This window comes from Agromyces sp. NDB4Y10, assembly GCF_001620055.1.
GTDB lineage: Bacteria > Actinomycetota > Actinomycetes > Actinomycetales > Microbacteriaceae > Agromyces > Agromyces indicus.
The window spans coordinates 24,225-30,365 of sequence record NZ_LQGY01000016.1; the positions used below are offsets into that span (position 1 = coordinate 24,225).

The 6,141-nt window shown below is 72.0% G+C and carries 4 protein-coding genes; 1 reads left to right on the forward strand and 3 read right to left on the reverse strand.

What is annotated here, in order from left to right:
• Positions 1 to 3: 3 nt before the first annotated feature.
• Entirely contained in the window at positions 4 to 1,698 is a 1,695-nt protein-coding gene (gene ilvD, locus AVP42_RS04750) for a dihydroxy-acid dehydratase (RefSeq protein ID WP_067946645.1), read from the reverse strand.
• Between the two features lie 32 nt (positions 1,699 to 1,730).
• A complete protein-coding gene (locus tag AVP42_RS04755) occupies positions 1,731 to 3,953 on the reverse strand; it encodes a bifunctional alpha,alpha-trehalose-phosphate synthase (UDP-forming)/trehalose-phosphatase (RefSeq protein WP_308198815.1) in 2,223 nt (740 codons plus the stop codon).
• Positions 3,954 to 4,048: 95 nt separating this feature from the next.
• On the opposite strand from AVP42_RS04755, the gene AVP42_RS04760 reads away from it, so the two are divergent.
• Positions 4,049 to 4,921, forward strand: coding sequence for a sugar phosphate isomerase/epimerase (locus AVP42_RS04760; RefSeq protein ID WP_067946647.1), 873 nt, complete (start codon positions 4,049 to 4,051; stop codon positions 4,919 to 4,921).
• Between the two features lie 55 nt (positions 4,922 to 4,976).
• Here AVP42_RS04760 and AVP42_RS04765 read toward each other — a convergent pair.
• Positions 4,977 to 6,141 (reverse strand): YhgE/Pip family protein (locus AVP42_RS04765; RefSeq protein ID WP_157356730.1); only part of this gene is annotated, 1,165 nt, incomplete at its 5' end.

Below are 6,141 nucleotides of genomic sequence, written 5' to 3' on the forward strand. Positions count from 1 at the left end.
GCCTCAGCCCGTGGTCGCGCCTTCGGCTGCGGAGCGCACGAGCTTGGAGTACTTCGCGAGGACGCCTCGGGTGTAGCGCGGGGGAAGCGGCGCCCAGCCGTCACGGCGGGCTGCCAGCTCGGCCCCGTCGACCAGTAGGTCGATGGAACGAGCCGCGATATCGACCCGAATCAGATCACCATCGCGCACGAAGGCGATCGGACCTGCGTCGACCGCCTCGGGTGCTATGTGGCCGATGCACAGGCCGGTTGTGCCGCCTGAGAATCGACCGTCCGTCAAGAGTAGTACATCTTTTCCGAGCCCAGCGCCCTTGATGGCGGCGGTGATGGCGAGCATCTCACGCATGCCCGGTCCGCCCTTGGGGCCCTCGTAGCGGATGACGACCACGTCGCCGTGCTTGATCTCGCCGGCGGTCAGGGCGTCCATCGCGGCCCGCTCGCGCTCGAAGACCCGCGCGGGCCCCTCGAAGGTCGCCGCGTCGAAGCCGGCCGTCTTCACGACGGCGCCGTCGGGAGCGAGCGAGCCGTTCAGGATCGTCAGGCCGCCGGTCTCGTGGATGGGGTTGTCGAGGGTGCGGAGCACCTCGCCGTCCAGCGGCGCGACGTCGAGCTCGGCGAGGTTCTCGGCGAGGGTCTTCCCCGTGACTGTGAGCACGTCGCCGTGCATGAGCCCCGCGTCGAGCAGGGCCTTCATGAGCACGGGCAGGCCGCCGCGGCGGTCGACGTCGTTCATGACGTACTTGCCGAACGGCTTGAGGTCGCCGATGTGGGGCACCTTGGACCCGATGCGGTTGAAGTCGTCGAGGGTGAGCTCGACCTCGGCCTCGCGGGCGATGGCGAGCAGGTGGAGCACGATGTTGGTTGAGCCGCCGAGCGCCATGCCCACGGCGATGGCGTTCTCGAACGCCTCCTTGGTGAGGATCTGCCGGGCGGTGATGCCGGTCTTCAGCAGGTTCACGACGGCCTCGCCGGACCGGTGGGCGTAGTAGTCGCGACGGCGGTCCGCGGACGCCGGGGACGCCGAGCCGGGCAGCGAGAGTCCGAGCGCCTCGGCGACGGAGGCCATGGTGTTCGCGGTGTACATGCCACCGCAGGCACCCTCGCCGGGAGCGAACGCGCACTCGATGCGCTTGGCATCCGCTTCGCTCATCTTGCCGGCCTTGACCGCGCCGACGGCCTCGAACGAGTCGATGATCGTGATGTCCTTCTCGGTGCCGTCCTCGAGGCGGACCCAGCCCGGCGCGATCGACCCGGCGTAGAGGAAGACGGATGCGAGGTCCAGTCGAGCGGCGGCCATGAGCATGCCCGGGATGGACTTGTCGCAGCCCGCGAGCAGCACCGACCCGTCGAGGCGCTCGGCCTGCATGACGACCTCGACCGAGTCGGCGATGACCTCGCGCGAGACGAGGGAGAAGTGCATGCCCTCGTGGCCCATCGAGATGCCGTCCGAGACGGACACGGTGCCGAACTGCAGCGGGTAGCCGCCGCCGGCGTGCACGCCCTCCTTCGCCGCCTGCGCGAGGCGGGCAAGCGAGAGGTTGCAGGGGGTGATCTCGTTCCACGAGCTCGCGATGCCGACCTGGGGCTTCTCCCAATCGGCATCGCCCATGCCGACGGCACGCAGCATGCCTCGGCTCGTGGTGGCCTCGATGCCATCCGTGACGACGCGACTGCGGGGCTTGGGATCGATCTCCGACATGCGTCGAGTCTAGATGCCGCCAGAGACCGGTTTCACCGTGCGGCGTCGCGGGCGTCGGCGAGCACCTCGAGCAGTTCGGCGACGTCGTCGGGACCGCGGAGCCGGTAGGCCGCGAGCGACTTCCCCTGGCCGACCTTCACGCCCACGTCGTCGATCTCGAGCGTCGCGAACGCGTCCTCGTCGGTCACGTCGTCGCCCACGTAGAGGACGGCGTCGGCACCGGCGTGCTGGCGCAACCGCGTGACGGCCTCGCCCTTGTCGCTCGCGCGGACCGCGAATTCCAGCACGTTCTTGCCGGTCCGCGTCGCCAGCCCGGGCAGCGCCTGCTCGACGCGCTCGCGAGCCTCGCGCTGGAGCGCCGCGCCCGCGGTCGCGCCGAGCTTGCGGGTGTGCAGGGCGATCCCGGCCGGCTTGCGCTCGACCCAGGCGCCGTCGGCGGCGGATGCCGCGTTCTCGACGATGTCGATGAGCTGCTCGAGCCGCGTGAGCTCGTTCTCGCGCAGGTCGATCGTGACGCCGCTCGCGTCGAGCTGCAGCTCGACGCCGTGCGAGCCGCTGAGCAGCGCGGCGACCGGCGGCGAGGCGACGTCCTTCAGGCTGTCGAGCGCTCGGCCGGAGACGAGGGCCACGCGCGTGTCCTCGTGCTGCGACATCCGCTCGATGGCGGCGCGCGCCCGTTCGGTGGCCCGCGCGTCCTCGGGACGGTCGACCAACGGCGCGAGGGTGCCGTCGAAGTCGAGCGCGACGAGCAGCCGCTCGACCTCGGCGATGCGCGCGACGGCGCTGCGCAGGGCGTCCGGCACGCCCGGCTGGATCTTGCCCACGCCCGTCAGCGTCTCGAGGAACGTCGCCGACCAGTTGGCCACGTCGTTGTCCTTCACGCGCTTGCGCAGCGCGCGCATGCGCCGCGCCCGTTCGCGCTTGGGCATCTGGGTCGCCTCGACCATGGCGTCCTTCAGGCCCTCGATGTCGTGGGGGTTCACGAGGATCGCCTGGCGCAGCTCGTCGGAGGCACCGGTGAACTCGCTGAGCAGCAGCACGCCGTCGTCGTCGAACCGGCAGGCGACGTACTCCTTCGCGACGAGGTTCATGCCGTCGCGCAGCGCGGTGACGAGCATGACGTCGGCGGCCAGGTACAGCGCCGCCATCTCCTCGCGCGGGTAGCCGTGGTGCAGGTACGAGATGGCCGGATGCCCCAGCGTGGAGTGGTCGCCGTTCAGCCGCCCGACGAGCAGCTCGATCTCGTCGCGCAGCTGCCGGTAGGTGTCGACGCGTTCGCGGGAGGGACTCGCGACCTGCACGAGCGTGGCCTCCTCGACGGTGAGCCGCCCGTCGCGCAGGAGCTCGCCGAACGCCTTGATGCGGTGGCGGATGCCCTTCGTGTAGTCGAGTCGGTCGACCCCGAGCATCACGACATCGGGGTCGCCGAGGCTCTTGCGGATCTCCCGGGCGCGCTCCTGCACCTCGGGGCGACGCGCCATCCGCTCGAATGCGGCCGCGTCGATCGAGATCGGGAAGTGCCGGGCGACCACATGCCGGGTCTCGCCGTCGGGGCCGGGCACCTCGAGCACCGAACCGCGCGTGCGGTAGCCGTAGAGGCGCCGGACGGCGCGCGTGAAGTTGCCGGCATCCGCTGCTCGCTGGAAGCCGATGACGTCGGCGCCGAGCAGGCCGTCGACGACCTGGCGACGCCACGGCAGCTGCGAGTAGATGCCGTATGCGGGGAAGGGGATGTGGTTGAAGAAGCCGATCACGAGGTCGGGCCGGCTCTCGCGGAGCATGCGCGGGACGAGCTGGAGCTGGTAGTCCTGCACCCACACGACCGCGCCCTCGGCAGCCGCGCGGGCGGCGGCCTCCGCGAAGCGGCGGTTGACGCGCACGTAGGCGTCCCACCACTCGCGGTGGAAGCGGGGCGGAGCGATCACGTCGTGGTAGAGCGGCCACAGGGTGTCGTTCGAGAAGCCCTCGTAGTACTCCTCGACCTCGTCGGCCGAGAGCGGCACGGGGATGATCGAGATGCCGTCGTGCTCGAACGGGTCGAACTCGCGATCGGCGACGCCCGCCCAGCCCACCCACGCGCCGTCGTTCTCGCGCATGACGGGCTCGAGCGCCGTCACGAGACCGCCGGGCGAGCCCTTCCACTGCGTGTCGGCTCCCTCGCCGCCCACGTAGTCGACGGGCAGGCGGTTGGACACGACGACCATGTCGTACGCGCCATCGGGGAACAGGTCGTCGGGCTGGGAATCGGGCTTCACGGCGTCGGGTCCTCCTCGGACTGCTCGGCGTTCAGGCTAACAGGGCGGCAAGTCCTCACCCTGCGTCCAGCCGCCCGGGCTAGACTGCGATCCTCATGATCCGAATCGGTATGAGCACCACTTGTGTGTACCCACTCGAGCCCGAGCACGCCTTCCGATACGCGAAGGAGGCCGGGTTCGACGGCATCGAGATCATGGTGACCCAGGAGCTCACCACCCAGGTCGCCGAGGGCCTCAACGAGATGTCGGAGCGGTGGGATCTGCCCATCCTCTCCATCCACGCGCCCGTGCTGCTGCTCACCCACTTCGTCTGGGGCCGCGACCCGCGCGTCAAGCTCGACCGCACGGCCGAACTGGCCGCGGCCGTCGGGGCCGAGGCCGTCGTCGTGCACCCGCCGTTCCGGTGGCAGGCCACCTACGCGCGTGAGTTCCTGCCCGCGGTGCGGGAGTTCTCGGGCGCGCACGGCGTCGAGATCGCGGTCGAGAACATGTTCCCGTGGCGCGCCGCCGGCCGGAACATGAAGGCGTACGCGCCCGGCTGGGACCCGCGCGAGATGGACTGCGACGCGGTCACGCTCGACTTCTCGCACGCCTCGCTCTCCGGCGTCGACAGCCTCGAGTACGCGAAGGACCTGGGCGACCGACTCCGCCACGTCCACCTGTGCGACGGCACGGGCGCGATCGGCGAGGGACAGATCTTCGACGAGCACCTGCTGCCCGGTCGCGGCACCCAGCCCGTCGCCGAGACGCTGCGGTGGCTGGCCGACCGCGGGTGGAACGGCTCGGTGGTCGCCGAGATCAACACCCGCAAGGCGAAGTCCGAGGCGGAGCGGCTCGACCTCCTCCGCGAGACGCTCGCGTTCGCCCGCGAGCACACGGCCGTCGCACCGGCCGCCGAGCCCGAGCGGCCGCAGTCCGAGTCGCCGCTGCGTCGGGCGATCGACGCGATCCTCCCCCACCGCCGCTGACGCGACGCGACCCGGCAGCCACGGGGGCCACCGGGTCGCGATCTCCACGTCGCCGTCAGGCGGGCGAGGGCAGCGCCGAGCCCACCGAGCGGATGCCGCGGCGCCGCGCCACCACGGCCGCGGTGCCGGCGACGCCGAGCAGCCCGAACAGCGCGACCACCGCGGCGGCTCCGGCGACGGCCCCGCCTCCGGCGCCGCTCACGATGAGCTGCATGCCCTGCACCGCCCAGGTCAACGGCAGGAACGGGCTCACCGCCTGGAACGGCCCGCTCACGATCTCGAGCGGGTAGAGCCCACCGGATGCCGCGAGCTGGAGCACGACGAGCACGAGCGACACGATCGTGCCGGCGCGCCCGAGCCACGCGTTGAGGAATGCGTGGATCGCCGTGAACGCGACCGCGAGCAGTGCGGAGAACGCGAGCGTCTGCGGCAGCAGCGCCCAGTCGACGCCGAGCGCCGTATGCATGAGCAGCACGACGGCCGCCGCCTGGGCGAGGCCGACGAGCGAGCCGCGGAAGAGCGTGCGAGCCAGGAGCCGTCCCGTCGGCGCCGTGCTGGCGAGCGCCTCCCGCCCGAACGGACGGAACACGAGGAAGAGCGCCATCGCACCGAGCCACAGGCCGATCGGTGCGAGCAGCATCGCGATGACCTGGCCCAGCGAGTCGATGGCGTTGTCGCGCTGCGCCGCGACGGTCACCGGCTCGGCGACCACCGAGGCGGTGTCCTCGGGATCGAGGTCGGTGAGGGATGAGGAGCCCTCGGCGCCCTCCGCGAGTCCGTCGGCCAGCTCGCCCGTGCCGTCGGCGAGTCTGGTCGCGCCATCGGCCGACGCCGAGGCTCCGTCGCGGAGCTGCGCGAGTCCGCCCGCAAGCTCCGACGTGCCTGACGCGGCGCCCGAGGCGCCCGACTGCAGTTCGCCGAGGCCGCCGGAGAGTCCCTCGAAGCCCGCGGTGAGGCGGTCCGCACCGTCGCGCAGCTGCGGAGAGCCGCTCGAGAGCTGCGACGCGCCGTCCGCGAGTCCGGCGATGCCCGACTGGAGCTGCCCGAGTCCGGCGGCGCCCTCGGCGATCGGCGCTCCCCCGGCGGCGAGGGCCGACGCGCCGTCGCCCGTGTCGACGACGCCGGCCCGCAGCCGGCAGATCTCGACGAGGGGCGCCGCCGGCTCGGGCGCGCAGGTCGCCGGCACGCCGGCCGCGGCAGCCGTCGCGGCGCTCGCGGCG